Origin of the sequence: Streptomyces sp. NPDC001406 (genome assembly GCF_042895285.1) — a bacterium.
GTDB lineage: Bacteria > Actinomycetota > Actinomycetes > Streptomycetales > Streptomycetaceae > Streptomyces.
Map to the genome: position 1 here is coordinate 37,073 of NZ_JBIAWG010000004.1, position 26,693 is coordinate 63,765.

Sequence of the window (26,693 nt, forward strand, 5' to 3'; positions counted from 1 at the left end):
CCCGCGGTCAGGGTGTCCATGGGGGCAGATTGGGCGATGATCGACATGCACGGTGCCACCCCACGCGGCAGCGGCTCCGAAGCGCTCCCGGAGGCTGCCGCCCCAGCCACCGCGGTCGTCGACGCGCAGGGGATCGTCACCGACTGGAGCGCGGGTGCGGAGCGTCTGCTCGGCTACCCGCGCCAGGAGGTCGTGGGCCGCCCCGTGCACCGTCTTCTGGGCTCGGGCGCCGACGTCGAGAAGGGCCTGCACGCCGCTCTCGGCGGGCAGAGCAGGACGACCCTGCTCCGCCACCGGGACGGCCGGCCCGTGGAAGTACAACTGCACGCGTATCCGTCCTTCGACGGCAAGGGCCGCTCCCAGCAGCTCGTCGTGGCGACACCACCTGAGCAGGTGCCGTCGGACCTGGCGACGGCGGAGGAAGCGTTCGCGCAGTGCCATCTGCCCGTGATGGTGTACGACTCCTCTCTGCGGGCGGTGCGGGCGACCGCCGGCGCCACACGCGAGCTCGGCCTGAGCGAGGAGCAGATGCGCGGTCGGCGTGTCACCGACCTCCTGCCGCCCCACATCTGCCGGGCGGTCGAGGACGGCATGCGGCGCGTGTTCGTGACCGGAGAACCCGAACGGTTCCATGTGCGCGGCAAGACCCGGCCACAGGCCCGCGAGCGGGTCTGGTCCATCACCGTGTCCCCGCTCAGGGCCCCGGCGGGGCAGATACGGCACGTGGAGCTGTCCGCGCTGGACGTCACCGAGCAGCACCTGGCCCGGGAGCGGCTCGCGCTGCTGAACGACGTCAGCACACAGGTGGGCAGCACGCTGGACGTGACGCGGACGGCCCAGGAGATGGCCGACGTGGCGGTGGGCCGGCTCGCCGACTTCGTCACCATCGACCTGCTGGACGGCGTCTTTCACGGCATCGAGCCGGCGCCCTCCTTCTCGGGCACCGTCGCCCTGCGCCGGGTGGCGCAGCAGTCCGTCCTGCCCGGTGTGCCCGAGGCGCTGATCCGGCCCGGGGACGTGGACGAATACCCGCAGTCCGCGCCGCCCGTCCGCTGCCTGGCCACCGGCCGGCCCTCGCTGCACCGCACCATCGACGAAACCGTCAGGAGCTGGCAGGAGGCCGACCCCGAGCGGGCGGGAATCGTCCGCGCGTTCGGTATCCACTCGCTGATGGTCATTCCGCTGCGTGCCCGCGGGATCACCCTCGGTGTGGCGGTCCTCGTCCGCCATCGGCGCCAGCACCCCTTCGAGGAGGACGACCTCCTGCTCGCCGAGGAGATCGGCGCACGGGCCGCCGTGGCCGTGGACAACGCCCGGCGCTACACCCTCGAACGCAACACCGCCCTGGCCCTGCAGCGCAGCCTGCTCCCCCGTCGGCTGGCCGCCCAGGAAGCGGTCGAGGTGGCCTACCGCTACCTTCCGGCCCGCACGCGTGCGGGGCTGGGCGGGGACTGGTTCGACGTGATCCCGCTGTCGGGCGCCCGGGTCGCACTGGTCGTCGGAGACGTGGTGGGACACGGCCTGCAGGCCTCCGCGACCATGGGGCGCCTGCGGACCGCGGTACGCACGCTGGCCGACGTCGACCTTCCCGCCGACGAGCTCCTCACGCATCTTGACGACCTGGTCATCCACATCGCGGCACAGCAGGACGGCAGCGAGGAGGACGCGTCCGACCTGGAGATGCCCACCGATTTCGTCGCCACCTGCCTGTACGTGATCTACGACCCGGTCTCGCGCCGGTGTGCGGCCGCCTCCGCGGGCCACCCGCCGCCCGCCGTCGTCACGACGGACGGCACAGTCGACCTCGTCGAACTGCCTCCCGGCCCTCCCCTGGGTGTGGGCGGGCTGCCCTTCGAAACCGTCGAGTGGGACCTGCCCCCGGGCAGCCTCCTCGCCCTCTACACCGACGGCCTGGTGCAAGGCCGCGAGCACGACCTGGGCACCGGCCTCGCGCTGCTGCGCAGGTGTCTTGAGCAGCCCGCCGAATCGCTGGAGGCCGTCTGCGACAGCGTGATCCACACCCTGCTCCCCGCACAGCCGCAGGACGACGTCGCCCTGCTGGTCGCCCGCACCCGGGCCCTCGACGCGAGTCAGGTGGCCACATGGGACCTGCCCTCCGACCCGGCCGCGGTCCCAGGTGCCCGCGCGGAGGTCCTGGCCCGGCTGAGCGCGTGGCATCTGCCGGATGTGGCCTTCACGGCCGAACTGGTGGTCAGCGAGCTCGTCACGAACGCGATCCGCTACGGGCAGTCGCCCATCCAGCTGCGTCTGATCCGCGACAGCACCCTCATCTGCGAGGTGTCCGACGGCACCAGCACCGCCCCGCACCTGCGACGCGCCCGCACGTTCGACGAGGGCGGCCGCGGCCTGCTGCTCGTCGCCCAGTTCGCCCAGCGCTGGGGCACACGGCACCATACGAACGGGAAGACCATCTGGGCAGAGATCGAACTTCCCGGCAAGCGGGCATGACGGCAGGCACCGTCACCGTCGAACGACCCTCCCCGGCCCGCCGTTCGGCCCCGGACCGGTGCCGTCCGGTCCCTGTGAGCCCGCCGCCCGACGCGTTTTGCTGAGAGCGTCGGAGGAGGCAGCCATGAACAGCGAAACCCCGGCCTCGCGTCCCCGTGGGCGCCGCCCGCTGATGCTCACCGCGGCCCTGGCCCTGCCGCTTCTCGCCGTCGGCGCCTGCGGCACGGGAGGCGGTACGGCCGGGCCGGAGGCTTCGACACGCCCCGGACAGTCCACCGTCGGATCAGGAACGTCGGGCGGGACCTCGGGCACACCGGCTCCGTCCGGGACCGCCAGCGCGTCGCCGACCGCTCCCGGGGCTTCGGGAAGCGGCTCGCCGACGGCCACCGAACACCAGATCTCGACGAGCGTGTACTTCCTGAACGGCGAGCACATGTCGCCCGCCCCCCGCACCGTGCCCGCCCCCGCCACGGCCACCGGGGCCGTCCGCGCGCTCCTGGCCGGCCCCAGCCGCTACGAACGCCTGCATCACCGCACCACGGCCATACCGTCGGGCACGGCCCTGCACTCGATCGCGGTCCACGACCACGTCGCGACCGTGGACCTCTCCAGCAGGTACGACGACGACGGAGGCGCCCTCTCCCTGCGGGCGCGGCTGGCCCAGGTCGTGTTCACCGTGACCCGCTACCCAGGCATCGACAAGGTCCGCTTCGAGCTCGACGGCAGGCCGGTCTCGTCCTTCGGCGGCGAAGGCATCGTCCTCAACGGACCGGTGGGGCGGGCGGACTTCGAGGACGTCTCGCCCGCCGTGCTGGTCGAGTCCCCGCTCATCGGTGACGGCATCCACAGCCCCCTGCGGGTGCGGGGAAGCGCCGACACCTTCGAGGCCGAGTTCCGGCTGAAGCTGACCGACGCCTCCGGGCGTACCGCTGCCGACGTGCTGGTCCGGGCCACGTCCGGCACGGGGACGCGTGGGACCTTCGACGTGTCGTTCCCGTACAAGGCAGTGCGCTCCGGACCCGGCCTGCTCACCGCGTACTACGTCTCGCCGAAGAACGGCAGGCCCGTCACCGTCGACACGGTGCCGCTGACCGTGAACCGCTGAAGGCGGTGGCCACGGGGGCAGGGTCAGGAGGTCCGGGCTTCCCAGGCGAGTACGTCGGTCACCGGGCGCCGCGGCAGAGAGCGTACGTAGGGCACATACCCCAGACGGAGGATCATCTGCGGGAACGCGCCCCCGCTCAGTGTCCGCCGGATCCGCACCCGCAGCGGGTCGATCTCCAATGGCTGGGTGTGGAAGGCCGCCATCACGTCCTGGGCGGCGGCGTGCAGCAGGACCCGTTCGAGTGCCTGGCCGGCCCGCAGCCAGGCCGAGCGGTCGTCGCGGTCCGTGCTGAGTACGGCCACCCGTCCCGAGCGTCCGGTCCACCGCCGCGGAGGTGTGGGGAACATCCGGGTGAGGTCGGCGTAGTCCCGTCCGGCGAACGGGACGCAGTCCGGGTGGTGCACATCCGTACCGACCGGAATACCGTCACGGCGCGCCCGGGCGAGTCGCCAGGTCCATCCGGCCTGTTCGGCTGCATGCGCCGGATCCGTCCTGTGCACGTCCTCGGCGGCCCGGACCATCTGGGACAGCTCCCGCCGGCCTGTGCTGTCGTCGATCCAGTGCAGCGTGGCGCCCTCCCGCCTGGCCTCTCGGCCCAGCTCGTCGGCGAGCGTGGCGGGCAGCGGGTCCGGCAGGAACGGTCCGCGTGCGCTGTGCCGCAGGCGCAGTGCTTCGAACAGATCCTGCTCGTCGAGGCCCGGACGGACATACGCGCCCCACATCACCCGGGCGAGGTAGGTGGGGTCGGCGGGGCAGGGGAAGGTCTCGACGACCGGGTTGAACCCCAGGTGCCGCATGGCCAGTCGGACGTTGAAGAGCGCGGCGCCGCAACTGACGACCATTTCACGGCCGTGGGGATCGCGGACCAGGAGGCGTCGCGCCGGGTCCGTGTGCAGTTCGAGGCCCTTGCCGTCGTCGTCCATGACGAAGGCCCACGGCTGGGTGTTGTACACCGAAGGCGCGGAGACGGCCGCCCGGACCAGATAGCCGGACGCGTAACGGGAGTGTGTGCAGCCGACGGACATGACCTGTAACGCCCTTCTCCAGCTATGTACCCTTATGTGCGCCATCGCACCGGCCTGGTTGCCTCGTCAGTCGTGCGGCACGAGCGCGACCGGCCGTTGCACGTGGTGGATGAGTGCGTGGGCCACGGGTCCGGTGTGCGACCCGACGGCGATACGGCGCCTGCGTCGGCCCACCACCAGCAGCCCGGCACCCTCGGCGGCCCGCGTGACCACATGGACGGCACGGCCCTCGTGGAGCGTCTCCCGGACCCGCACGGAGGGGTACTTCGCGCGCCACGGCGCGAGCAGTGCCGTGAGCTCGCGTGCCGCCTCCTCCCGGATGCGGTCACGTTCCCCGTTGCCGGGGCCGATCCGGCCGAGCGGCACGTGCCAGGCGTGCACGGCCTCCAGCGACGCGTTCCGGAGCTCGGCGGCACGGAAGGCGAAATCCAGGAGGTCGTCGCACGGCCCGTCCACCGCGGCGACGACGTCACGGTACGGCGTACGCGTGGACGCCCTGCACGAGCCGTCCGGCAGATGCTCGTCCGCCGGCGTCTCACCGGCCCGCACAAGGACGACCGGTCGCTCGGCGTGGGCCACGGTGGCCATGGCGACCGAGCCGGACAGGAACCCGCCGACGCCGGCGAGGCCCTGGCTGCCGATGACCAGCAGCTCGGCGTCGTCCGCCTCGGCGATCAGCGCGGGACCGGGCTGCCTGCCTAGCGGTTCGGCGGCCATGTACAGCTGTGGGTAGCGCTCGTTCAGCCGGTCCAGTGCTGCGCGCAGCACGCGTCGTGCGTGGTACTGCGGTGCCCGCACCTCGGGCAGGCCCGCATCGCGGTCGTCCTCGGGCAGCCCTTCCCAGGCGTGCACCAGTCGCAGCGGCACCCCTCGTCGCAGCGCTTCCCTGGCCGCCCAGTCGGCCGCGGCGAGGCTCTCGCGTGAACCGTCCACTCCGGCCACCACCGGCCTCTTCATGACCTCCACCTCCTCACCGGTTCCGTGGTGTGGTCCTCGCGCGCCCTCACCAGTAGGGCACGACGGCCACGGGGCAGTGGACGTGCTGGATGGCGGAGTGGGTGGTGGGCCCGGTGCGCGGGCCGATCCGCCGCTGCGCGAGGTGGTGTCCCACGACCAGGAGGCTCGCCCCGGTCGCCGCGCGCAGCAGCGCGTTCGCCGGCTTGTCCTCGACCACCGTCTCCAGAACTTCCACCTCGGGATACTTGTCGCGCCACACCTCCAGCACCGCCCGGAGGAAGCCGAGCCACTCCTCGGCCCGCCGCGGATCGTCGACCAGCCCGATGTCCCCCTCGCCCCGGCCCAGCGGCCCCGGCGGCTGCCAGGCGTGCACCGCCCTCAGCCGGGCCCGCCGCAGCCGCGCCGCCTCGAAGGCGAAGTCGATGACCTCGTCGCACGGCTCGCTCAGGTCGATACCCAGCACCACGTCCCGGTGACCGGTCGTCGTCGAGGCGCTGCCGTCCGGGGTGGGCAGATGCTCGTCCGCCGTGTCCTCGCCGGCCCGCACCAGAACCACCGGCCGCGTCGCCCGCGCCACCACCCCCGCCGCGACCGAACCCACCAGGAACCCGGTGAAACCGCTCAGCCCCCGCGACCCCAGCACGAGCAGTTCGGCCCCCTCGGCCGCCTCCCGCAGCCGCTCGACCGCCGGCCCCTCGACCAGTTCGTCGTACAGCCGGACCTCGGGACACGCGGCGCGCACCCCGTCCTCCGCCTCACGCAGGACACGGCGTGCGAGATGCCTCCGTGCGGCGTTCTCGATCTCACCGTCCCGCGGGCGCGGGTGGCGGTTCCAGGCATGGACCAGACGCAGCGAACGGTCGCTGCGTACGGCCTCGCGGGCCGCCCATTGTGCGGCGGCAAGGCTTTCGGGGGATCCGTCCACCCCTACGACGACGGGCGGAAGCATCATGACAACTCCAGGTGTTGGGCCAGGTTCGCACTACCAGCCTCACCTCACCGTCACCGGGCGGCCAGGGGCCGCCAGGGCCTCACCCGGGACCATCCGGCCCACGTCCTGGGCGACGGCCGGGCGGAGGTGTCCTGAGGGCCTCTCGGCCCGGCGCCGTGCCCGCTCAGCCCATGTGCGCTCGACGGCCGGCGCCGGAGGCTGAAGGCGAAGCCCTTCGCGGGGAGTTTGCGACGACCGTCATCCAGGACGCGTGGGTACAGGCACCGTTGGCTGACGGCAGACAGGAGGTTCAGCCATGAAGCCCACGAAGATCGGCGCTCTCATGACCGTCGACGTCGTCACGGCGGTCCACGGCACGCCCTTCAAGGAAGTCGTCCGGCTGCTCGGCGAGCACCGCATCAGCGGGCTCCCGGTGATCGACGACGACCACAAGGTCATCGGCGTCATCTCCGAGACCGATCTCATGCTCCACCAGACGCGCCCGACCGGGTCCCACGGCACCTTCGCCGCCCTGGCACACCGCCTCAGCCACTCCGTACGGGAACGCGCCGCCAAGAGTCGGGCGCGCACGGCCGGCGGGGCGATGTCCGCCCCCGCGATCACCGTGCGGGCCGACGCCACCGTCCCCGAGGCGGCACGGCTGATGACCGAGCACCGCATCGAGCGGCTGCCCGTCGTCGACGAGGAGGACCGGCTCGTCGGCATCGTCACCCGCCGCGACCTGCTGCAGGTCTTCCTGCGCAGCGACAGTGCGATCCAGCGCGACGTGCGCCAGGAGGTCTTCGTCAACACGCTCTGGCTCGCCCCGCACACCATCGAGGCCACCGCCCTCAACGGTGTGGTCACCCTCAGCGGCCGGATGGAACGGCGCAGCGACATCCCCATCGCGGTCGGCATGACACGCCGCGTCGACGGTGTCGTGGACGTCGTCGACCACCTGACCTACCGACTCGACGACACCCGGCTCCAGCCCGCCGAACAGGCCCTGCACGGCCTGGCCGACGACTGGCTGCGCAGGCTGTGAAGCGCGGCGGCTCACATACCGGCGGTACCGATACGACGGCCTGTGAGCCGCGCCGGCTGGATCGACACCCACATGTCACGCCGGCCGCCGGCCCATGAGCCGGCGTAGGCGGCCTCGCTGAGCCGCCGTACGGTGCCGGGGTCCGTGACCACCTGGGCCGGGCCGACGGCGAGCACGCTCCAGCCCTGGCTCAGGGCCTCGTCCACATGGTCGATCTCGAAGGCGACCTCCTTCCCCACGGCCGCCGCGGGCACCGAGTCGGGCGCCGTGCGAAAGACGATCAAGTCGTCGACGACCACGTAGTTGACCGGGACGACCGCCGGGCCGTCGGGTGTCGTCACCGCGATCCGTCCGATGCCGTGGGTGGAAAGCCGGGCACGGCATTCGTCGGGGCTGAGCTGCAGCAGCTGAGGGTGCAGAAGCGCCATGCCCCGGCCGGGAGGAAGTTCCATGCCGCCCCCGCGCAGGGCTTCCACGCTGGTGCCCAGCGCGGCGGCCAGGCGGATCAGGGTGGCCACGGTCGGGTCGGCCGCGTGTTCCTCCAGGTAGGCCAGATAGTCGGGCGCCATCGCGGCGCGGCGGGCCGTTTCGGTCCGGCTCATCCCCTGCCGCCTGCGTTCGGCGGCCACGCGTCGTCCGATGTCACCGGGGTTGGGTCCGCGCCCCGGCTGGGCGCGACCGGACTCGTCCTCGACGTGCCGGACATGAGCGTCGGGCCCGGGAAACACGAGCGTCACCTCATCGGTGTCCGACCAACGCACGTCGTAGGGAGGCGTTCCGTCCTCGTGGTGGAGTCCGACGATCTCGCCGTCACGTCGGGCGGCGCCGGTCGTCGGACTTTCGATGACGAGTAGATCGCCGAGGTGTGCTCGCATGACCGCCGCCCTTTCCGCACAGTGCCGCTGTATCCAACGTGCCATGGGCAGCACACCGCCGCACGGACGGAATGCTCTGCCGGTAGGTCACGAGACTCCTTCACGGATGATCACGACAGGGCAGTTCGCGTGCTGTGCGACATGCTGGCTGACGGAGCCGAGCAGGGCCCGTGCGAAGCCGCCTCGCCCATGACTGCCGACGACCAGGACCTCGGCGCCCTCGGCCGCCCTGAGCAGCACGTCGACGGGGTTGCCCTGCACCAGGTGGGTCCTGACGGCGTCGGCGGCCTCGTCACCGAGCACGTCCCTCAGCTCCTCGGCAAACCCTCGCCGGGCGTTCTCCTCGTCGAGGGTGGCGTCGATGGCCGGGGCCATCCACACGCGCCCGCCCGGCAGGTCCCACGCGGACACGACGTCGACGTCGGCGCCGATGAGGCCGGCGTAGCGGACGGCCCACCGCAGCGCGTCGTTCGAGGACGGCGACCCGTCGACGCCCACGACGACACGAGGCTTCGAGGCATCGGTGTCCATGTGTCTCACCTCTTCTGTGGTCCTACCCTCCACGCTGCGCCACTCTTTCCCGGCGCGCCATGAGGAGAGGGCCGGGGCATGGCATACGGGTGCCGGCAGGGCTTCTGCTCGGCACGGTGGAGGAGCCGCTCAGCCACCCCCGCGCAGAACCCGGGACAGCCCCAGAGCCGCCGTACGCACCGCGGGGGCCAGTTGGGCGGGGCTGAAGCGTGGGCGTGGCACGGCCACCGAGAGGGCGGCCACCACCGTGGCGTCCTTGGCGAACACGGGGGCGGCGATGCAGCTCACGCCCAGTGCGGCCTCCTGCTCCTCGTAGGCGAGGCCCGACACCTGGGTCTTCTCCAGGGCCAGGCGGAGCCGTACGGGATCGGTGATCGAGTGCGGTGTGAGGCTCGGCAGCGGACGGGAGAGCACCTCCTCCGTGAGCTCCGAGCCGGAGAAGGCCAGCAGGGCCTTGCCCACGCCGGTGCAGGTGAGCGGGAGGCTGCCGCCGATGCGGGAGGGCAGCTGGAGTGCCTCGTGGCCGTGGATGCGTTCGAGGTAGACCACCTCCATGCCCTCGCGGACGCCGAGATGGACGGTCTCGCGGGTGGCTTCGAACAGGTCCTGCAGGAACGGCAGGGCGGCTTCGCGCAGATCGCGTCGGCGCGGCACGAGCGAACCGAGCTCGAAGAGCTTCGCGCCGAGCCGGTAGTGCGCACCGGACCGCTCCAGCCAGCCCAGCCGGACGAGGTCCGCCGCCAGCCGGTGCACCGTCGGCTTGGGAAGGCCGGTGTGCTCCGATAGTTCCGACAGACGGAACGGACCGCCACTCGGACTGAAGCACTCAAGGATGACGGCTGCCTTTTGCAGCATGCCGCCTGCCGCGTTGTTCCGTGTCACGGAACAAACATTGTCCGATGGAAAGGGTGCTGTCTATATCGGTGTACATGCCGGGGCGCAGGTCCCCGCTCCCCCATCTGTTTCCCCTCGGGAGGTAACCCGTGTCGACGATGCTCGACCGCGTCCGTCCGGACGCGGTTCCACCGGCCGTGGTCAAGGCCGCGGACATGCTGGCCGAGGCCGCCCGCACCGGGGCGGCCTGCCCGCCGGTGCGGACCCTGTTCGACGACGACCTGGAGAGCGCGTACGCCGTGCAGCAGCTGAACGTCCGGCGTGGCCAGGACGCGGGACGCCGGGTCGTGGGCCGGAAGATCGGCCTGACCTCTCCGGCCGTACAGCGCCAACTGGGCGTGGATCAGCCCGACTTCGGTGCGCTGTTCGCCGACATGGCCGTGCCCGACGGCGGCGCCGTCCCCGCCGGGCGGCTGCTGCAGCCCAAGGTCGAGGCCGAGGTCGCGCTGGTGCTCTGCCGGGATCTGCCGCACCGCGAGTGCACCGTCGTCGACGTGCTGCGTGCGGTGGACTTCGCGCTGCCCGCCCTGGAGATCGTCGACAGCCGGGTGCGCGGGTGGGACATCTCCCTGGTCGACACCGTCGCCGACAACGCCTCCTGCGGCCTGTACGTCCTGGGCGCCACACCCGTACCGCTCACCGGCGTCGACCTGCGCGCCGTGACGATGACCATGACCCGCGGCGGGCGCACCGTCTCGGAGGGCACCGGCGCCGAATGCCTCGGCAGTCCCCTCGTCGCGGCGGCCTGGCTGGCCTCGGCGCTCGCGGAGCGGGGGGATCCCCTGCGGGCGGGCGATCTCGTGCTGACCGGGGCACTGGGCCCGATGGCTCCGGCCGCGCCCGGTGACGTGTTCGAGGCGCACGTCTCGGGCCTGGGCTCCGTGCGGGTCGGGTTCGCGGCACAAGGGGACGACCAGTGAGCACCTCGCGTACCAAGGTCGCCGTCATCGGGTCCGGCAATATCGGCACCGACCTCCTGATCAAGATTCTGCGCCGGTCGGAGAGCCTCGACGTCACGGCGATGGCCGGTATCGACCCGGACTCCGAGGGCCTGGCCCGCGCTCGCCGGCTGAAGGTCGCCACCACCCACGAGGGGGTCGAAGGGCTCATCGGGCTGGACGAGTTCGCCGACGTGGAGATCGTCTTCGACGCCACCTCCGCCGGGGCCCACCGCCACCACGACGAGGTGCTGCGCCCGCTGGGCCGCACCCTCGTCGACCTCACCCCGGCCGCGCTCGGACCGTACGTGGTGCCGCCGGTCAACGGCGACACCCACCTCGACGCCCCGAACGTCAACATGGTCACCTGCGGCGGCCAGGCCACGATCCCCGTCGTCGCGGCGGTCGGCGCCGTCACCCCGGTCCACTACGGCGAGATCGTCGCCTCGATCGCCTCCCGCTCCGCCGGGCCGGGCACCCGGGCGAACATCGACGAGTTCACCGAGACCACCCGCGCGGCCATCGAGCAGGTCGGCGGTGCCGCCCGGGGCAAGGCGATCATCGTCCTCAACCCGGCCGAACCCCCGCTGATCATGCGGGACACCGTGCACTGCCTGGTGTCCGACTGCGCCACCGAGGCCGTCACGGCGTCGGTCGAGGCGATGGTCGGCCGCGTCCAGGCGTATGTGCCGGGCTACCGGCTGAAGCAGAAGGTGCAGTACGACCGTGTGCGGGACGACGATCCCCTGCGCGCCCTCGCGCCCGGGGCCGGTGAGGCCCTCAAGGTGTCCGTCTTCCTGGAGGTCGAGGGCGCCGCACACTATCTCCCGGCCTACGCCGGAAACCTCGACATCATGACCTCGGCCGCACTGCGCACCGCCGAACGCATGGCCGCGCAGCACAGCAAGGACGGTGCCAAGTGACCGCTCTGTACGTCCAGGACGTCACCCTGCGGGACGGCATGCACGCCGTCCGGCACCGCTACACCCTCGGCCAGGCCCGGGCCATCGCCGCCGCCCTGGACACCGCCGGCGTGTCCGCCGTCGAGATCGCCCACGGTGACGGTCTGGCCGGCTCCAGCATCAACTACGGCGTCGGTGCCCACACCGACTGGGAGTGGATCGAGGCCGTCACCGAAGTCGTACGGCATGCGGTTCCCACGACGCTGCTGCTGCCCGGCATCGGAACGGTCCATGACCTCAAGCAGGCGCACGCCCTGGGCATCCGCTCGGTGCGCGTCGCCACCCACTGCACCGAGGCCGACATCTCCGCCCAGCACATCGCCGCCGCCCGGGAGCTGGGCCTGGACGTCGCCGGGTTCCTGATGATGTCCCATATGGCCGAGCCCGCCGAACTGGCCCGCCAGGCCAAGCTGATGGAGTCCTACGGCGCCCACTGCGTGTACGTCACCGACTCCGGCGGCAGGCTGACCATGGACGGCGTACGCGACCGCTTCCGCGCCTACCGGGACGTCCTGGACCCGGCCACCCAACTCGGCATCCACGCCCACCACAATCTCGCCCTCGGCGTCGCCAACACGGTCGTCGCCGTGGAGAGCGGCGCGATCCGGGTCGACGCCTCCCTCGCCGGCCAGGGCGCGGGGGCGGGCAACTGCCCTCTGGAAGCGTTCGTCGCGGTCGCCGACCTGATGGGCTGGGAGCACGGCTGCGAGCTGTTCCCGCTCATGGACGCGGCCGACGATCTCGTACGACCGCTGCAGGACCGTGAGGTGCGGGTGGACCGGGAGACGCTGAGCCTCGGCTACGCGGGCGTGTACTCCAGCTTCCTGCGCCACGCCGAGAGCGCCGCCGCGCGCTACGGGCTCGACACCCGCAGCATCCTGGTCGAGGTCGGCCGGCGGGGGATGGTCGGCGGCCAGGAGGACATGATCACGGACGTCGCGCTGGATCTGGTGGCCCGCGCGGAGACCACCTCCTGATCGAGGGCCGGGCGCGCGAGGGCGCGCCCGGCCGTCACTCGTCTCACCGGGTGCCGGGCTGCACCAGCTTGAAGAGGAGGCGTGCGCCGGTCCTCCGGGCGGCCTGCCGCAGGCGTATCGGGGCCGGGCGGGCCGGAGTCGGGGCGGGGGCTGTGGCCAGGCGCGGGAACAGGGCTTCGGCATTGGTGCGGTTGACGGCCGCGAGGGTGGCGGGATCGACGCCGGTGTCGAGGCCGTTGGCGAAGTACTGGCCGGCGGCCGTGGGGGCGAAGGGCCAGTCGCTGCCGAAGAGGATGTGGCCGGGGCGGGCGAAGGCGAGCAGCGTGGGCAGTGCGGCCGGGCTGGAGGACAGGGCGGTGTCGAAGTAGAAGGCGCGGAAGTCGTCCAGGACGTCCAGAGGGCTGCGGCCGCTGCCGCCGGCGATGGAGACGGCCATGCGATGGGAGGCGTAGGGCACGAAGCCGCCGGCGTGGCTGAGGATGAACCGGATGTTCGGGTGGCGCCGGACGATGCCGTTGCGTACGAGGAGGTAGGCGGCCCTGGTGGTGTCGAGCAGGAAGTCGGCGGCGAACGGCGGGATGCCGTCCACAGCCGGTGCGGGCAGTTCGGCGGGATGGACGAGAACGACCGCGGCCCGCTCGTCCAGTGTCCGCCACAGCTCCTCCTGGCCGCCGCTGCCCAGATAAGTGCCCTGGCTGTTGGCGAGCAGGGTGACTCCGTCGGCACCCAACTCGTCGAGGGCCCGCCGGGCCTCGGCGGCGGAGGCGGGGATGTCGGGCATCGGCAGGGTGGCGAAGTAGCCGAAGCGGCCGGGGTAGTCGGCGGTGAGGGCGGCGCAGTAGTCGTTGAGGCGACGCGCCAGGTCACTGGCCTCGTCCGGATCGGTGAGGAAGCCGGTGCCGGGGGTGGAGACGGAGACGATGCCCGTGGTGGCGCCCAGCAGGTCCATCACGTCCAGTGCCCCCTCGGGACTCCACTCCGGCAGGGCGCGGCCGCCCGCCTCGGTGATGCCCGCCCTCGCCAGCAGGTCGCGGTACAGCGGTGGGACGAGGTGCTGGTGGACGTCGATCCGGCGAGGTGAGGCGGGCATGCGGTGACCTCTTGGCTCTCTTGGTGGGTGCGGGGGTTCGGGCAGGTGTCAGACGAAGGTCACCGAGACCGGACCCAGGCCGCTGAAGCGCGCCTCGATCTTCTGGCCCGCGCCGACGAAGGGGGCGGTGGTCATGGCGCCCGGCAGGACGACCTGTCCGGGCTCCAGGGCGGTGTCGTACCGCGCGAGGGTGTTGGCCAGCCAGGCGACGGCGGCGGCCGGATGGCCCAGCACATCGCGGCCGCTGCCCGACGCGACGGGCTCGCCGTCGACGAGGAGTCGGACGGTGACGCAGGCGAGGTCGGGTGCCTCGCCGAGGGGGGTCCAGGGGCCATGGACAAGGCCTCCGGAGCTCGCGTTGTCGGCGACCGTGTCCACGAGGGTGATGTTCCAGTCGCGGATGCGGCTGTCGACGATCTCCAGGGCCGGGGCGACCGCGTCGGTGGCGGCCAGCACGTCGTCACCGGTGACGCCCGGGCCGCGCAGGGGGTGGGAGAGCCGGAAGCAGATCTCCGGTTCGACGCGAGGCCGGCAGTAGTGATGTGCGAAGACAGGCGCGCCGTCCCGGTGGACCATGTCGTCCAGCAGATGGCCGAAGTCGGGCTCGGTGACGCCGAGGAGTTGCTGCATCGCGGTCGAGGTGAGGCCGATCTTGTGGCCGATGACGGTGGCTCCGTCGGCCTGGCGGCGGGCGATGTTGTGCCGCTGGACGGCGTAGGCGTCGGCCAGGTCGAGGCCGGGCAGCAGGGCCGACAGCGGCTCGATCGGTGCCGCGTGGTGCTCGGCGCGGCGCAACAGCGCGGCAGCCTCTTGGCGTTGACGGTCCGTCAGGATCATTCTTCGCTCCGCGCGGTCATGCGCAGGGCCGCCTCGTAGATCAAGCGCGCATGGAGTTCGAACATCGCCACGAGGTCGAACGTGTCGCCGCCGCTGATCTCCCGCTTGATGAACAGACCGTCGGCCCCGGCGACCGCGTAGTCCGCGAGGGTGTGTGCGTCGTTCTCGTCCAGGTCCGGGGTGAGGGTCCGGATCATTTCGATGATCTTCTCGCGGGCGATGGCGCGGACCTGGAGGAACACGGTCCGGCCCCGGGGTTCGACGGGGCGCCGCTCCAGGGCGAGCATCAGGCCGAGGCGCAGAAAGTCCGGGGCGTCGACCAGCGACCTCGCCACGTTCGCCGCCATGGCGGTGGCCCGCTCCAGCGGCGTACCGGTCTCCTCGCCCGGCAGTACGACGGCCGTCAGCCAGGTCTCGAAGCTCCGCTCGATGACCGCGGCGATCAGGTCGTCCTTGTCCTTGAAGTGCCAGTAGATCGAGCTGGCGGGCAGCCCGCACTTGGCGCTGACCGCCGCGATCGAGGTGCCCTCGTAGCCACGTTCTCCGGCGATCTCCACGGCGGCGTCCAGGATTCGCTGCCGTGACTCCACCCCGTTGGCGCGCTTCTTGCGCGTCGTCTGTGCCCTGGTCATCGGTTGGCCCTCCCGTCGTACCTGCCCTTGACCGTCTCCGGCACCGAGCTTACCGTAGCGGCTGTTCCAATTGGAATGGTCGCTACAGCAAGAGCCGACAGGGACGACAGTGAGGTGGCTCGGTGAGCCGGATCAATGCCAGGGACAGAGCCGGGAACGACGCGTATGACGTTGCGGTGATCGGTTACGGGCCGACGGGAGTGACCGCGGCCAACCTGCTGGGAGCCATGGGCCTCAGGGTCGTGGTGGTGGAGCGCGACGCGGAGGTCTTCTCCCGCGCGCGGGCCATCTCCACCGACGAAGAGGTCGTACGGATCTGGCAGCGCATCGGCCTGGCCGAGCGGCTGAAGCAGGACATGCTGGCCGAGCGCCCCCTGGACTTCGTCGACGCGAACGGCCGCCGGTTCGTCCGGGTGCGCCCCGTCCCTCGCGGCCACGGGCACCCGCCGCAGATGTTCATCTACCAGCCGGCGCTGGAGCAGGTCCTGCGTGACGGGGTCGACCGCTACCCCGATGTGGAGGTGCTGCTGCGGCACGAGTGCCTGCGCCTGCACCAGGACGCGGACGGCGTCGAGCTCACCGTGGTCGGCGCCGACGACTCCGTACGGCGGCTGCGTGCGGCCTACGTCATCGCGGCCGACGGCGGCTCCAGCCTCACTCGCGCCCAGCTGAACGTGGGCTACGAGGGGCGGACGTACGAGGACCGCTGGGTGGTCGTCGACACCGAGATGCTCAAGCCCTGGCCCGACCACGACAAGCTGCGCTTCCGCTGCGATCCGGCCCGGCCGGCCGTGGACTGCCCGACCCCGCTCGGTCACCACCGCTGGGAGTTCCCGATCCTGCCGGGCGACGACGAAAACTACCTGGTCACGGATGACGCGGTGTACGAGCTGGTGTCCCGGTACGGGATCGGGCGGGACAACATCAAGGTGCTGCGCGCCACCGTCTACAGCCACCACGTCCGATTCGCCGGCCGCTTCCGGGTGGGCCGGGTCTTCCTCGCCGGCGACGCCGCCCACGCGATGCCGCCGTGGATCGGGCAGGGCATGGCCGCCGGGGTACGGGACGTGGCCAATCTGTGCTGGAAGCTCGACGCGGTGCTGCGGGGCGAGTTGCCCGAGGCGGTGCTCGACAGTTACGAGGCCGAACGGAAGCCGCACGTCAAGGAGGTCACCAGGCGGGCGGTGTTCGTCGGGCGGATGATCACCGAACGACGGATCCCGGTCACCCGGATCCGCAACACCGCCCTGCGGACCCTCGACCGCCTCCCCGGCTTCGGCAACTGGCTGCAGGCGTCGAGCTGGATACCCGTTGCGCAGTACGCCCAGGGCCTGCAGGCGCGGCCGCGCACCAAGGCGTCCGGGCACCAGATACCGCAGCCCCGGGTGACCGGACCCGACGGCAACCGCGTCCGCCTGGACGATGTGCTCGGCGGCCGGTGGCTGCTCCTGCACGGTGGCTTCCCCGTGGCGCAGCCCGCGTGGGAACGCCTGGGTGTCGCTGCGCTCACCGTCACCCCGGTCGGCTCCCGGCCTGCCGAGGGCACGGTCGTCGACAGCGACGGCGTCCTGCTGCCCTGGATGAACGAGCGGCGGGTGACCACTCTCGCCCTGCGCCCGGACGCCTACGTCTACGCGGCAGCGTCCACCGGCGCCCAACTGCCCCCGCCCCCAGCTGGGTTCAACCCGGTGCCCCGCCCGACCGCCTCGACCACCCCGTGAGGACCACCGTGACCACGCACACCGAACTTCCGCCGATGCGGGAGTCGCTGCTCGACTCAGCGGGCAAGAAGATCTTCGTCGCGGAGACCGGCGACGGCCCGCCCCTCCTGCTGCTGCACGGCGGCGGCCCGGGAGCCTCCGGCGTCTCCAACTACGCCCGGAACATCGCCTCGTTGGCCAAGGAGTACCGGGTCATCGTCCCCGACCTGCCGGGCTACGGCCGCAGCACCAAGGGGGTCGACGGCACCGACCCGTTCGGCCACCTCGCCGACGGAATCCGCGGCGTACTGGATCGACTCGGCCTGGACAAGGCTCACTTGGTGGGCAACTCCTACGGTGGCTCCTGCGCCCTGCGCCTCGCCCTGGACACCCCCGACCGGGTCGACCGCATGGTCCTCATGGGCCCCGGTGGCGTCGGCACCACCCGCGCCCTGCCCACCCCGGGTCTCACCAGCCTGCTCAACTACTACTCCGGGGACGGCCCTTCGCGGCTGAAGCTGGAGAAGTTCATCCGCAACTACCTCGTCTTCAACGCCGCCGACGTACCGGACAGCGTCATCGACGCGCGTTACCGGGACAGCATCGACCCGGAGGTCGTCGCGGCCCCGCCGCTGCGCCGTCCGTCCGGCCCGAACGCCCTGCGCACCCTGTGGAAGATGGACTTCACCCGCGACGACCGCCTGTCCCGGCTGCCCGTCCCCACGCTGGTGCTGTGGGGCGCCGCGGACAAGGTCAACCGGCCCGGCGGCGGCCGTACGCTGGCCGAGCGCATGCCCAACTGCGACCTGTACCTGGTCGCCAACACCGGTCACTGGGTGCAGTTCGAACGCGCGGAGCTCTTCAACCGGCTCTGCGCCGACTTCCTGGCAGGCCGGCGATGAACCCACCAGGTAGTCACTCGGTCTTCGGCGCGGTCCATCTCGGTTACCTCGTCATCGAGACCCGTCACTTCTCCGACTGGCGCCGCTTCGGCACCGATGCCATCGGCATGCACCGCGACGAGCTCGACTCCGGTGTCATGCGCTTCCGCCTGGACGAGCAGGAGTGCCGTTTCCTGCTCCGGCGGGGCCCGGCCGAGGACGTCGTGACGACCGGCTGGCACGTGGACGACCACACCGCCTTCGAGCGGATCGAAGCCCGCGTCCGCGCGCACGGCGTCCCCTGCGTCGAGGGCACCGCCGAGGAGGCCGCCCTGCGCGGCGTCGAACGCCTGCTGCGCTTCCCCGGTCCCAAGGGCATCACCCAGGAGATCTACACCACGCCCCGGTTGTCACCGGAACCGCTGCGCATGACGGCCTCCGGCTTCGTCACGGGCGACTCCGGCATGGGCCACGTCGCGATCACATCCACCAGACCGACGCAGCTGCGCGGCTACTTCAACACGGTCTTCGACGCCCGCCTCACCGACTACATCGACGAGACCATCAGCGGCGTCAAGCTCAAGATCCGCTTCCTGCGCGTCAACGAACGCCACCACTCCATCGCCGTCGCGGCCGTCCGCGGCCTGCCCGTCGATCCCGTCCGCACCCGGGTCCAGCACCTCAACGTCCAGGTCGCCACGCTCGACGACCTCGCCCGCGGCTATCAGCGGGTGCATGAACTCGGCTTCGACATGGCCCTGTCCGTGGGCCGGCACACCAACGACAAGGAACTCTCCTACTACGCCCGCACCCCTTCGGGCTTCGAGTGGGAAGTCGGCTGGAACCCGATCGTCGTCGACGAGAGCACCTGGCAGCCCACCACCCACCAGGGCATCAGCATCTGGGGCCACACCCCAGTCGGCCAGACGATCATCGACAAACTCGACCAGTTCCGTCTCGCGGCCCGCTCACTCACCCACCCGGAGAACACCGTCCCCGCGCTCAGCGGCGCCGGCATCCCCGACGACTGATCGGTCCCTCGCGCTGCCTGGCGGGTCCGGGCAATTCACTGTCCCCCGCCATGGCCGTGCTGCATGATGCATATATGTCCGAACACACCTCCGAGTGGCTCACCTTGTCCAGCTACGAGAACGTCACCGGCTGCCCACGCCCGACGCGGCTCGTGGCGGATTGACTGCGGGACCGGGGCATCGACTGGTGGCCCTTTTCCGGGTCGGACGTGCGGATCGACCACATGTGCGGAAAGCAGCCCGACGGGCACTGGTACGGCACGATCGCCGTCCGCATCCGCGCGGATGCCCTACGACGGCTCGGACTGCACCCGGATCAGCCGACCTCGGCCCCGGCGGACCCTCTGCCTCCCAAGTGGTGGGGAAGAGGAACGTGGTGAGTTCCCAGGGTGGCATTGTCAGTGGTGGCAGGCAGGATGACCGGCATGACGACACCGATTGCGCAGATCGTTGATGCCGCCGCCTACGCGCAGGCGGTCGAGGACGCGGTGAAGGCCGCTGCCGCCTACTACGCGGGCGGCGCCTCGCCCCTGGACGACGACGCCTACGACAAGCTCGTACGGGGCATCGCCGCGTGGGAGGCCGAGCATCCCGACCAGGTGCTGCCCGACTCGCCGACCGGGAAGGTCGCCGGCGGTGCGGCCGAGGGCGATGTGCTCCACACGGTGGCGATGCTGAGCCTGGACAACGTGTTCTCGCCGGAGCAGTTCGCCGCGTGGGCTGCCTCGCTGGCGCGCCGGATCGGCCATGAGGCGGAACGATTCAGCATCGAGCCGAAGCTCGACGGACTCGCCGTCGCGGCCCGCTACACCCAGGGCCGGCTGACCCGGCTGATCACCCGTGGCGACGGGACGGCCGGCGAAGACGTCTCGCACGCGATAGGCACCCTCGAGGGGCTGCCCGCCACCTTGTCCGAACCGGTCAGCGTGGAAGTGCGGGGCGAAGTCCTCATGACCGGCGCGCAGTTCGAGGAGGCCAACACGGCGCGCACCGCGCACGGCGGACAGCCGTTCGCCAACGCCCGCGGCGCGGCGGCGGGCACGCTGCGCGCCAAGGACCGCGCATACGCGGTGGCGATGACGTTCTTCGGCTACGGCCTGCTGCCGCTGCCCGACACCGACCCCGCTTTCGCCACACGGCTGGACGGCCTCGCCCACAGTGAGCTGATGGCGCTGGCCGCCACGCTCGGTGTGCACACCACCGCCGGCACCGCGGTGCCCGGCACCACGGCCACCACCGACGAGGTGCTGGTCCGGGTACAGGAGATCGCCGCCCTGCGCGCCCAACTGCCCTTCGGTATCGACGGCATCGTCATCAAGGCGGATCTGGCCGCCGATCAGGAGGCCGCCGGAAACGGTTCGCGGGCCCCGCGCTGGGCGATCGCCTACAAGCTGCCCGCCGTCGAGAAGATCACCCGGCTGCTGGAGGTGGAGTGGAACGTGGGCCGCACCGGCATCATCGCCCCGCGCGCCGTCCTGGAACCGGTGGAGATCGACGGCTCCACCATCACCTACGCGACGCTCCACAATCCGGCCGACATCACGCGCCGTGATCTGCGTCTGGGCGACCATGTCATGGTCCACCGCGCCGGCGACGTGATCCCCCGCGTCGAAGCCCCTGTTGCCCATCTGCGCACCGGCGCCGAGGAGCCGATCGCGTTCCCCGAGGCGTGTCCGCGCTGTGGATCGGGGATCGACACCAGCCAGGAACGCTGGCGCTGCGAGCAGGGCCGCAACTGTCATCTCGTCGCCTCCCTCTCCTACGCCGTGGGCCGCGACCAGCTCGACATCGAGGGCCTTGGCACCACCCGCATCGTGCAGCTCGTCGAGGCCGGTCTGGTCAGCGATCTCGCCGACCTGTTCACGCTCACCCGCGACCAGCTCCTCGCGCTGGATCGCATGGGCGAGACGAGCACTGACAACCTGCTGGCCGCCCTGGCCACGGCCAGGACGCGGCCGCTGTCCCGGGTACTGTGCGCACTCGGCGTCCGCGGCACGGGCCGGTCCATGTCGCGACGCATCGCCCGGCACTTCGCCACCATGGACAACATCCGCACCGCCGACGCCGACGCGCTGCAACAGGTCGAGGGCATCGGCACCGAGAAGGCGCCGTCCATCGTCGCGGAACTGGCCGAACTCGCCCCGCTGATCGACAAGCTGGCCGCGGCCGGGGTGAACATGACCGAACCCGGCGCCACTCCCCCGCCGAGCGCCGAAGCCGACACGGAGACCGGCGCTGCCACGACCGACGCTGCCACAACCGACGCTCCCGCCGCCGGTCCGCTCGCCGGGATGACAGTCGTGGTCACCGGCGCGATGACCGGGCCGCTGGAGCGGTTGAGCCGCAATCAGATGAATGAACTCATCGAGCGGGCAGGCGGCCGTTCGTCCTCCAGCGTCTCCAAGAAGACCAGCCTGGTGGTCGCCGGCGAAAACGCCGGTTCCAAGCGGGCCAAGGCCGAAGACCTCGGCATCCGCCTCGCCACACCCGACGAGTTCGCGGTACTGGTCGCCGACCACCTCGACTGACCTCGACACCCGCCCCTGTCTGTCGGCGCTCCTCCATCTCGGGGCGCCTTGTTGGAACGTCCTGACTAACCTCTCCGCCCAGGTGGTCACCCCGCGCGCCACGAGCAAGCGGTTCGAGCACCTCAAGGACCCCCAGATCATGTACTTCGAGACGGCCGGCGGCGTCCGCATCGACCTGGAGGCCTTCGTCAACTGCCAGTACGGCTACGACATCCAGTGCGAGACCGTCGGCGAGGAGGGCCTGGTCCGGCTGCCCGACCCGGCAACCGTGGGCGTGCGCACCGCGGGCCGGCTCGAAGCCGCCGTACTCCAGGACTGGAAGGCCCGGTTCGCCGAGGCCTTCGACACCGAGTTCCGCGAGTGGATCGGCGCTGTGGCGGCGGGGGCCGAGCCCACCGGCCCGTCCGCCTGGGACGGCTACGCGGCCACCGTCATCACCGACGCCGCCGTCCGCTCGCTGGAGTCCGACGGCACGGTCGTCGCCGTCGACATGAAGCCCCGCCCTGCCTTCTATGGAGGCACCGCATGAAAATCGCCCTCGACCCGTACATGTTCCGCGCCCTGTCGCTGGACGACATGGTCCGCACGGTGGCCGAACTCGGCTATCAGTACATCGAGTTGTCCCCGCGCGACGACTTCATGCCGTTCTTCCTGCATCCGCGCGCCGACGACGGGCGCATCACCGAGCTGAAGAAGTCCCTGCGCACGCACGGCGTCCAGCTGTCCTCGGTGCTGCCCCTCTACAAGTGGTCCTCACCGGACGAGACCGAGCGGCAGGCCGCCGTCCGCTACTGGAAGCGCATGATCGAGATCACCGCCGACCTCGGATGCCCGCTGATGAACTCGGAGTTCAACGGCCGCCCCGAGCGCGCCGCCGAGAGCGAGGCCGCCTTCTGGCGCTCGCTGGAGGAACTCCTGCCGCTCTTCGAGCGGGAGGGCATCGCCCTCAACCTGGAGGCACATCCGGACGACTTCTGCGAGGAGAACACCCCGGCGGTCGACCTCGTCCGCGCCATCAACAAGCCCTGGGTGAACTACCTCTACTGTGCGCCCCACTCCTTCCACCTGTCGGGCGCCGACCCCACGGCCGACATCGCGGCGATGCTGCACTACGCGGGAGACAAGCTCCAGCACGTCCACATCGCCGACTCCTTCATCCACAAGGGCTCCTCCGGCCTGCGCTACATCCTCAACCCGCCCGGCACCGCGGCCCGTATCCACCAGCACCTGGACATCGGCCAGGGCGAGGTCGACTGGGACGCGTTCTTCGGCACGCTGCGCGAGCTGGACTTCGACGGCGTCGCCACCGCGTGCGTCTTCGCCTGGGAGGAACGCGCCCACGAGTCCTCGGCGTTCATGCTCGACCGCATCACCAAGGAACTCCCCGCCGCCCAGCGGTACTGACCGTGGTGTCCGTCCTCGACGAGGGCGAGCACCACGGTGGTGCCCGGTTGCCGTGGGCCGGCCGTCACGACGCGGCGTGGCGTTGGGCGCGCAGTCCCTCCAGCAGGCGCAGCCAGACCTCGGCGGCCGTCGGATAGCTCGGGACGACGTGCCACAGCACGGACAGCGGTACGCGCGCCACGATGGCCACCGTCGCGGAGTGCACGAGGTCCGCGATGCCGGACCCCACGAAGGTCGCCCCCACGATGGTGTCCGTGGCCCGGTCGACGACCAGTTTGGCGCGGCCGACATAGTCCTCGCGCATCACGTAGGTACCGGCGAGGCCGGCCATGTCGTACTCGACGGTCTCGACGTCGAGGCCCGCCGCGCGGGCCTGCTGCTCGGTCAGGCCTGCCGAGCCCACCTCCGGTTCGGTGAACGTCACTTGCGGATTGCCGCGGTGACCGTCCGCGGTGTTCAGCGGGTCTGCGGGCATGCGTCCCTGGGCGCGCGCCGCGATCACCTCACCGGCGATCCGCGCCTGGTACTTGCCCATGTGCGTGAGCAGCGCGCGCCCACAGACGTCACCGATGGCATAGAGCCACTGACCGTCCACGCCCTGTACGGCCTGTTCGTCGTCGACGGTGAGGAAGCCGCCGTCGGGCAGACCGACGGTGGACAGCCCGATGTCCTGGGTGTTGGGGGTGCGCCCGGTGGCGAGCACCAGTTCGTCCGCCGTGATCTCGCCGTTGTCGTCGAGCACCACGGTGACCGGTCCGCCGTGCACCATGCCGACTCCCGTGTCCCGCGGGTTCTTCCGGGACACCGAGCTCACCGACCGGCCGGGGACCAGCTTCACCCCGGCCTCCCGCAGCCGGTCCCCGACCATCCGGCCGGCGAAGGGCTCGACGCGGCGGATCAGACCCGTCCCGCGGTAGACGACGGTCACCTCGACACCGAGGGACTGCAGCCAGGTGGCGGACTCGCAGGCGACCACACCGCCGCCCAGGATCACCACGCTGCGCGGCACCTCGTGCAGATTGGTGACGTCGCGCGAGGTCCAGGCCCGGGCGTCGGCCAGACCGGGAAGGGGCGGCACCGCCGTGCACGAGCCGGTGTCGATCACCACGGCGTGCCGTGCGGCCAGGGTGCGCTCGTCGCCACCGGCAACGGTGACCCGCAGGGTGCGCTCACCGTCGAGCCGTCCGTAGCCGCGGATCACGTCGATGCCGGTGTTCAGGGCCCACTGGACCTGCGAGCTGTCGTCGAGTCCGTTGACGACCCGGTCCCGGCGGGCCAGGACCGCGGACACGTCCAACCCGCGTCGGGCGATCAGGGAGGCCACTCCCGGCACGTGCCGGGAGTTCTCCAGCATCTCGCCGGGCCGCAGCAGCGCCTTGCTGGGCATGCACGCCCAGTACGAGCACTCACCGCCGACCAGCTCCGCCTCGACCAGCACCGCGTCCAGGCCCGAGAACTGCGTGGCGTACTGGGCGGCGTTCTCCCCGGCGGCGGCGGCGCCCAGAACGATCACGTCCCATTCGGTCCGCTCGGGGTCCACGGCTGCACTCATGTAGCTCCTCCGGCGTCCTCCGCAGGCGGTTCCGCTCCCCGGCCCGTACGCTGCGGGACCTCTGTCGTGGGCACGGTCAACGTCCAGGTGCCTTGGTCCTGACCTCCTGCAGGAACCAGGTGTTGCCGTCGGGGTCACTGAACGTGGCGAACGAGCCGTAGTCGCCCGGTGCCGGTGCGCGGCCGACTACGCGCTTCTCGGATCCGCTGTGATGGAAGATCCCGCCGGCGTCATGGAACACCTCGGACACAGCGGCCCCGCGGTCGACGAGTTCGGCACGGGCCGCGTCGATGTCGGTGACGACGAGATACAGGTTCTGCAGGGAACCCGGTTCCGCCGCGGTGACGCCCTTGCCGAAGATGACCGACGCCTGCGAGCCGGGCGGGGTGAACTGCACGACCCGGAAGCCGTCCTCGCCGGGGAAATCGGCGTCGAGACGCCATCCGAGCGCCTGATAGAAGCCCTTGGCCCGGTCGACGTCGGCGACCGGAATCACCACGACCTCGAACTTCATGTCCATCGATGACCGCTCCCTTGGACACGCGGCGGCTGGGCCCGCCGAAGCCCGCGCAGTAGTGGGCCGCACCGGGCACCACGACACCTGCTCATTGTCGCGCGGGTCGGCCGGTCCGGCGAGCGGTGCGGGCGGGGGCCTGTACCCACCGGGGGGTCTTTGGGCAGGCCGGTCCGCGGCGTCGGCCCGGCGGCACACACACGTCCGGGCCCTGCGCGGCTCCTCCGGTTACGCGGGTGCCGTCGCTGGTCGGCGGCTCAATTCCTTTACATCAGAAACCAGTTGACAAGTGCGGCGAGTCAAGTCAAAGTCCCCGCTGATGGACTTCGACGACTTGACGCCCGCCGAGGAACAGGTGCGCAGGGCGTATTCCCGCGGCGAGACAGTGGACTTCCGTGCGGCGGAGGGCGAAGATCCCGGCGCCGGAGCGGACTGGGGGCCCCAGCGGACCATCCGTGCGTCGGTGCTGAAGGCACTGCTGGTGAGTGCGCCGCAGGAGGACGGGCAGATCGCCGCGCTCAGAATCCGCGGCGCTCGCGTCACCGGGACACTGAATCTCGCGTACGGGGTGATCGACCAGCCCGTCCGGCTGAGCCACTGCTACTTCGAAGCGGCTCCCGACCTCTACGGATGCCGACTGCGGCAGCTCAACCTCAGAAACTCCGTGCTGCCCTCCATCCGGGTCAACAACGCCCGCATCGACGGCCCCCTGCGGATGACGCAGTGCCGGATACGCGGCCCGGTGAGGCTGGGCGGATCGCAGATCGCGGGTGCCCTCTTCCTGGACGGGGTCGAACTGAACGCTGCCGATGCCCCTTTCCCCGCCCTCCAGCTCCACCAGACCATCATCGGCCTCGACCTGTGGGCAGCGCGGTTGCGGGTGCGGGGAGAGGCGCGGCTCAACGGCATGGAAGTCGGGGGTGTGGTCAATTTCGAAGGCGCCGAGTTCAGCAACCCCGGCGGCGTCGCCCTCCGCGCCCAGTCGCTCGGGGTGAAGGCCGACTTTCTCGCCCGGTCCCTGCACGCCCGCGGCAAGGTCGATCTGCGCGGCGCCCGGATAGCCGGCCGACTGGACCTGACTCGTAGTCACCTGTCCAACCCGGGGGACACAGCCCTGCGAGCCAGCAGTTGCAGCATCGGGGAACTCTGGCTCCACCGGAGTCGGCCGATCGAGGGAACCCTCCATCTGCGCCGTTCCCGGATCGACAAGCTCAGTTTCGAACCGGAGGTCGTACCGGGCGAGGTGCTCCTCAACAATCTCGGCTACAGCACCCTGTCCCCGCACGAACCCGCCGAGCACCGTCTGCCCATGCTGCGCAGGGACGGCGATGGCTATCTCCCCCATGCCTACGAGCAGTTGACGGCCGCGTATCGCCGCGTCGGCGACGACCACGGTGCCCGTGTCGTCCAACTCGCCAAGTTACGCAGGCACCGCAGCACCCTTCCCTGGTACGCCCGCGCCTGGGGCCACCTCCAGGAAGCGACCGTCGGCTACGGTTACCGCCCCCTCCTCGCGGGCGCGTGGCTGCTGTCCCTGCTGACGGTCGGCTCGGTCGCCTACGCCCTGCACCATCCCCGTCCCCTCAAGGCGTCCGAGGCCCCGCACTTCAACCCGGTGTTCTACACCCTCGACCTGCTGCTCCCCGTGATCTCCTTCGGGCAGGAGGGCGCCTTCGCTCCGGACGGCTGGTACCAGACACTGTCCTACGCCCTCGTCATTGCCGGCTGGATCCTTGCCACCACGGTCGTCGCCGGCATGTCCCGGACCATCAGCCGCCAGTGAGACGCGGAGCAGCCTGCGCCCGTGAGAGCCGT

At 71.2% G+C, this 26,693-nt stretch carries 23 protein-coding genes and 1 pseudogene; 13 read left to right on the forward strand and 11 right to left on the reverse strand.

Annotation, left to right across the window (positions count from 1 at the left end):
- Positions 1–18: 18 nt before the first annotated feature.
- The gene (locus tag ACFY1J_RS10405) at positions 19–2,469 is read left to right on the forward strand and encodes a SpoIIE family protein phosphatase (RefSeq protein ID WP_390706204.1); all 2,451 of its coding nucleotides are present in this window, start codon (positions 19–21) and stop codon (positions 2,467–2,469) included.
- Between the two features lie 124 nt (positions 2,470–2,593).
- Positions 2,594–3,574, forward strand: a complete 981-nt coding sequence (locus ACFY1J_RS10410) for a GerMN domain-containing protein (protein ID WP_390731035.1) — start codon at positions 2,594–2,596, stop codon at positions 3,572–3,574.
- Between the two features lie 23 nt (positions 3,575–3,597).
- On the opposite strand, the gene ACFY1J_RS10415 is transcribed toward ACFY1J_RS10410, so the two are convergent.
- The 3 genes from ACFY1J_RS10415 to ACFY1J_RS10425 form a co-directional block, all read right to left on the reverse strand.
- The gene (locus tag ACFY1J_RS10415; protein WP_390706202.1) at positions 3,598–4,599 is read right to left on the reverse strand and encodes an Acg family FMN-binding oxidoreductase; all 1,002 of its coding nucleotides are present in this window, start codon (positions 4,597–4,599) and stop codon (positions 3,598–3,600) included.
- A gap of 66 nt (positions 4,600–4,665) precedes the next feature.
- Complete coding sequence (locus tag ACFY1J_RS10420; protein WP_390731036.1) at positions 4,666–5,556, reverse strand: universal stress protein; 891 nt, start codon at positions 5,554–5,556, stop codon at positions 4,666–4,668.
- 46 nt (positions 5,557–5,602) lie between these two features.
- Positions 5,603–6,505, reverse strand: a complete 903-nt coding sequence (locus ACFY1J_RS10425; RefSeq protein WP_390731215.1) for a universal stress protein — start codon at positions 6,503–6,505, stop codon at positions 5,603–5,605.
- A gap of 298 nt (positions 6,506–6,803) precedes the next feature.
- Here ACFY1J_RS10425 and ACFY1J_RS10430 point away from each other — a divergent pair, with 298 nt between their 5' ends.
- Positions 6,804–7,532, forward strand: coding sequence for a CBS domain-containing protein (locus tag ACFY1J_RS10430; RefSeq protein WP_390706200.1), 729 nt, complete (start codon positions 6,804–6,806; stop codon positions 7,530–7,532).
- An 11-nt stretch (positions 7,533–7,543) separates the two neighbouring features.
- Here the strand turns inward: ACFY1J_RS10430 and ACFY1J_RS10435 are convergent, their stop codons facing one another.
- The 3 genes from ACFY1J_RS10435 to ACFY1J_RS10445 form a co-directional block, all read right to left on the reverse strand.
- Positions 7,544–8,407 (reverse strand): pyridoxamine 5'-phosphate oxidase family protein, encoded by an 864-nt coding sequence (locus tag ACFY1J_RS10435; RefSeq protein WP_390706199.1) that lies wholly within the window; start codon positions 8,405–8,407, stop codon positions 7,544–7,546.
- 87 nt (positions 8,408–8,494) lie between these two features.
- On the reverse strand, positions 8,495–8,938 hold the full coding sequence (locus ACFY1J_RS10440) for a universal stress protein (protein WP_390706198.1): 444 nt from the start codon (positions 8,936–8,938) through the stop codon (positions 8,495–8,497).
- A 129-nt stretch (positions 8,939–9,067) separates the two neighbouring features.
- Positions 9,068–9,793: an IclR family transcriptional regulator gene (locus ACFY1J_RS10445; protein ID WP_390706267.1), complete on the reverse strand. Its 726-nt coding sequence runs from the start codon at positions 9,791–9,793 to the stop codon at positions 9,068–9,070.
- A gap of 137 nt (positions 9,794–9,930) precedes the next feature.
- Between ACFY1J_RS10445 and ACFY1J_RS10450 the strand changes: the two genes are divergently transcribed.
- Genes ACFY1J_RS10450 through dmpG form a run of 3 tightly spaced genes read left to right on the forward strand, consistent with a single transcriptional unit; the run spans position 9,931 to position 12,709 of the window.
- Positions 9,931–10,752, forward strand: coding sequence for a 2-keto-4-pentenoate hydratase (locus ACFY1J_RS10450; protein WP_390706266.1), 822 nt, complete (start codon positions 9,931–9,933; stop codon positions 10,750–10,752).
- Positions 10,749–11,693: an acetaldehyde dehydrogenase (acetylating) gene (locus ACFY1J_RS10455; protein ID WP_390706197.1), complete on the forward strand. Its 945-nt coding sequence runs from the start codon at positions 10,749–10,751 to the stop codon at positions 11,691–11,693. Before ACFY1J_RS10450 ends, ACFY1J_RS10455 begins: the two co-directional genes overlap by 4 nt.
- A complete protein-coding gene (dmpG, locus tag ACFY1J_RS10460) occupies positions 11,690–12,709 on the forward strand; it encodes a 4-hydroxy-2-oxovalerate aldolase (RefSeq protein ID WP_390731037.1) in 1,020 nt (339 codons plus the stop codon). The genes ACFY1J_RS10455 and dmpG overlap by 4 nt, the downstream gene beginning before the upstream one ends.
- Positions 12,710–12,752: 43 nt before the next feature.
- Here the strand turns inward: dmpG and ACFY1J_RS10465 are convergent, their stop codons facing one another.
- From ACFY1J_RS10465 to ACFY1J_RS10475, 3 genes are read right to left on the reverse strand one after another with little or no spacing between them, the layout of a single operon-like run.
- Positions 12,753–13,799 carry an amidohydrolase family protein gene (locus ACFY1J_RS10465; protein ID WP_390706195.1) on the reverse strand — a complete coding sequence of 349 codons (1,047 nt, stop codon included), beginning with the start codon at positions 13,797–13,799 and terminating at the stop codon, positions 12,753–12,755.
- 48 nt (positions 13,800–13,847) lie between these two features.
- Positions 13,848–14,636 (reverse strand): 2-keto-4-pentenoate hydratase, encoded by a 789-nt coding sequence (locus ACFY1J_RS10470; RefSeq protein ID WP_390706194.1) that lies wholly within the window; start codon positions 14,634–14,636, stop codon positions 13,848–13,850.
- Positions 14,633–15,268 carry a TetR/AcrR family transcriptional regulator gene (locus ACFY1J_RS10475; RefSeq protein WP_390706193.1) on the reverse strand — a complete coding sequence of 212 codons (636 nt, stop codon included), beginning with the start codon at positions 15,266–15,268 and terminating at the stop codon, positions 14,633–14,635. The genes ACFY1J_RS10470 and ACFY1J_RS10475 overlap by 4 nt, the downstream gene beginning before the upstream one ends.
- 122 nt (positions 15,269–15,390) lie before the next feature.
- Between ACFY1J_RS10475 and ACFY1J_RS10480 the strand changes: the two genes are divergently transcribed.
- From ACFY1J_RS10480 to ACFY1J_RS10505, 6 genes and pseudogenes are all read left to right on the forward strand, one after another.
- Positions 15,391–16,989 carry a bifunctional 3-(3-hydroxy-phenyl)propionate/3-hydroxycinnamic acid hydroxylase gene (locus tag ACFY1J_RS10480; RefSeq protein ID WP_390706192.1) on the forward strand — a complete coding sequence of 533 codons (1,599 nt, stop codon included), beginning with the start codon at positions 15,391–15,393 and terminating at the stop codon, positions 16,987–16,989.
- A gap of 35 nt (positions 16,990–17,024) precedes the next feature.
- Positions 17,025–17,870 (forward strand): alpha/beta fold hydrolase, encoded by an 846-nt coding sequence (locus tag ACFY1J_RS10485; RefSeq protein ID WP_390706265.1) that lies wholly within the window; start codon positions 17,025–17,027, stop codon positions 17,868–17,870.
- The gene (locus ACFY1J_RS10490; protein ID WP_390706191.1) at positions 17,867–18,880 is read left to right on the forward strand and encodes a VOC family protein; all 1,014 of its coding nucleotides are present in this window, start codon (positions 17,867–17,869) and stop codon (positions 18,878–18,880) included. The genes ACFY1J_RS10485 and ACFY1J_RS10490 overlap by 4 nt, the downstream gene beginning before the upstream one ends.
- A gap of 425 nt (positions 18,881–19,305) precedes the next feature.
- The gene (gene ligA / locus ACFY1J_RS10495; protein WP_390706190.1) at positions 19,306–21,408 is read left to right on the forward strand and encodes an NAD-dependent DNA ligase LigA; all 2,103 of its coding nucleotides are present in this window, start codon (positions 19,306–19,308) and stop codon (positions 21,406–21,408) included.
- A 70-nt stretch (positions 21,409–21,478) separates the two neighbouring features.
- Positions 21,479–21,937, forward strand: a pseudogene (locus ACFY1J_RS10500) (Gfo/Idh/MocA family oxidoreductase); the annotation flags it as partial.
- A complete protein-coding gene (locus ACFY1J_RS10505; protein WP_390706189.1) occupies positions 21,934–22,812 on the forward strand; it encodes a sugar phosphate isomerase/epimerase family protein in 879 nt (292 codons plus the stop codon). The pseudogene ACFY1J_RS10500 and the gene ACFY1J_RS10505, both read left to right, overlap by 4 nt.
- Before the next feature lie 64 nt (positions 22,813–22,876).
- Here ACFY1J_RS10505 and ACFY1J_RS10510 read toward each other — a convergent pair whose 3' ends face one another.
- Positions 22,877–24,364, reverse strand: a complete 1,488-nt coding sequence (locus ACFY1J_RS10510) for a dihydrolipoyl dehydrogenase family protein (protein ID WP_390706188.1) — start codon at positions 24,362–24,364, stop codon at positions 22,877–22,879.
- 76 nt (positions 24,365–24,440) lie between these two features.
- On the reverse strand, positions 24,441–24,884 hold the full coding sequence (locus ACFY1J_RS10515; RefSeq protein ID WP_390706187.1) for a VOC family protein: 444 nt from the start codon (positions 24,882–24,884) through the stop codon (positions 24,441–24,443).
- 313 nt (positions 24,885–25,197) lie between these two features.
- Here ACFY1J_RS10515 and ACFY1J_RS10520 point away from each other — a divergent pair, with 313 nt between their 5' ends.
- Positions 25,198–26,661 (forward strand): membrane-associated oxidoreductase, encoded by a 1,464-nt coding sequence (locus tag ACFY1J_RS10520; RefSeq protein WP_390731038.1) that lies wholly within the window; start codon positions 25,198–25,200, stop codon positions 26,659–26,661.
- The last annotated feature ends 32 nt before the right edge of the window (positions 26,662–26,693 follow it).

Coding starts and splice junctions, on each gene's coding strand:
- ACFY1J_RS10405 (WP_390706204.1), top strand. CDS start 19: ATGGGGGCAGATTGGGCGATGATCGACATGCACGGTGCCACCCCACGC.
- ACFY1J_RS10410 (WP_390731035.1), top strand. CDS start 2,594: ATGAACAGCGAAACCCCGGCCTCGCGTCCCCGTGGGCGCCGCCCGCTG.
- ACFY1J_RS10415 (WP_390706202.1), bottom strand. CDS start 4,599: ATGTCCGTCGGCTGCACACACTCCCGTTACGCGTCCGGCTATCTGGTC.
- ACFY1J_RS10420 (WP_390731036.1), bottom strand. CDS start 5,556: ATGAAGAGGCCGGTGGTGGCCGGAGTGGACGGTTCACGCGAGAGCCTC.
- ACFY1J_RS10425 (WP_390731215.1), bottom strand. CDS start 6,505: ATGCTTCCGCCCGTCGTCGTAGGGGTGGACGGATCCCCCGAAAGCCTT.
- ACFY1J_RS10430 (WP_390706200.1), top strand. CDS start 6,804: ATGAAGCCCACGAAGATCGGCGCTCTCATGACCGTCGACGTCGTCACG.
- ACFY1J_RS10435 (WP_390706199.1), bottom strand. CDS start 8,407: ATGCGAGCACACCTCGGCGATCTACTCGTCATCGAAAGTCCGACGACC.
- ACFY1J_RS10440 (WP_390706198.1), bottom strand. CDS start 8,938: ATGGACACCGATGCCTCGAAGCCTCGTGTCGTCGTGGGCGTCGACGGG.
- ACFY1J_RS10445 (WP_390706267.1), bottom strand. CDS start 9,793: ATGCTGCAAAAGGCAGCCGTCATCCTTGAGTGCTTCAGTCCGAGTGGC.
- ACFY1J_RS10450 (WP_390706266.1), top strand. CDS start 9,931: ATGCTCGACCGCGTCCGTCCGGACGCGGTTCCACCGGCCGTGGTCAAG.
- ACFY1J_RS10465 (WP_390706195.1), bottom strand. CDS start 13,799: ATGCCCGCCTCACCTCGCCGGATCGACGTCCACCAGCACCTCGTCCCA.
- ACFY1J_RS10470 (WP_390706194.1), bottom strand. CDS start 14,636: ATGATCCTGACGGACCGTCAACGCCAAGAGGCTGCCGCGCTGTTGCGC.
- ACFY1J_RS10475 (WP_390706193.1), bottom strand. CDS start 15,268: ATGACCAGGGCACAGACGACGCGCAAGAAGCGCGCCAACGGGGTGGAG.
- ACFY1J_RS10485 (WP_390706265.1), top strand. CDS start 17,025: ATGCGGGAGTCGCTGCTCGACTCAGCGGGCAAGAAGATCTTCGTCGCG.
- ACFY1J_RS10490 (WP_390706191.1), top strand. CDS start 17,867: ATGAACCCACCAGGTAGTCACTCGGTCTTCGGCGCGGTCCATCTCGGT.
- ligA (WP_390706190.1), top strand. CDS start 19,306: ATGACGACACCGATTGCGCAGATCGTTGATGCCGCCGCCTACGCGCAG.
- ACFY1J_RS10505 (WP_390706189.1), top strand. CDS start 21,934: ATGAAAATCGCCCTCGACCCGTACATGTTCCGCGCCCTGTCGCTGGAC.
- ACFY1J_RS10510 (WP_390706188.1), bottom strand. CDS start 24,364: ATGAGTGCAGCCGTGGACCCCGAGCGGACCGAATGGGACGTGATCGTT.
- ACFY1J_RS10515 (WP_390706187.1), bottom strand. CDS start 24,884: ATGGACATGAAGTTCGAGGTCGTGGTGATTCCGGTCGCCGACGTCGAC.
- ACFY1J_RS10520 (WP_390731038.1), top strand. CDS start 25,198: ATGGACTTCGACGACTTGACGCCCGCCGAGGAACAGGTGCGCAGGGCG.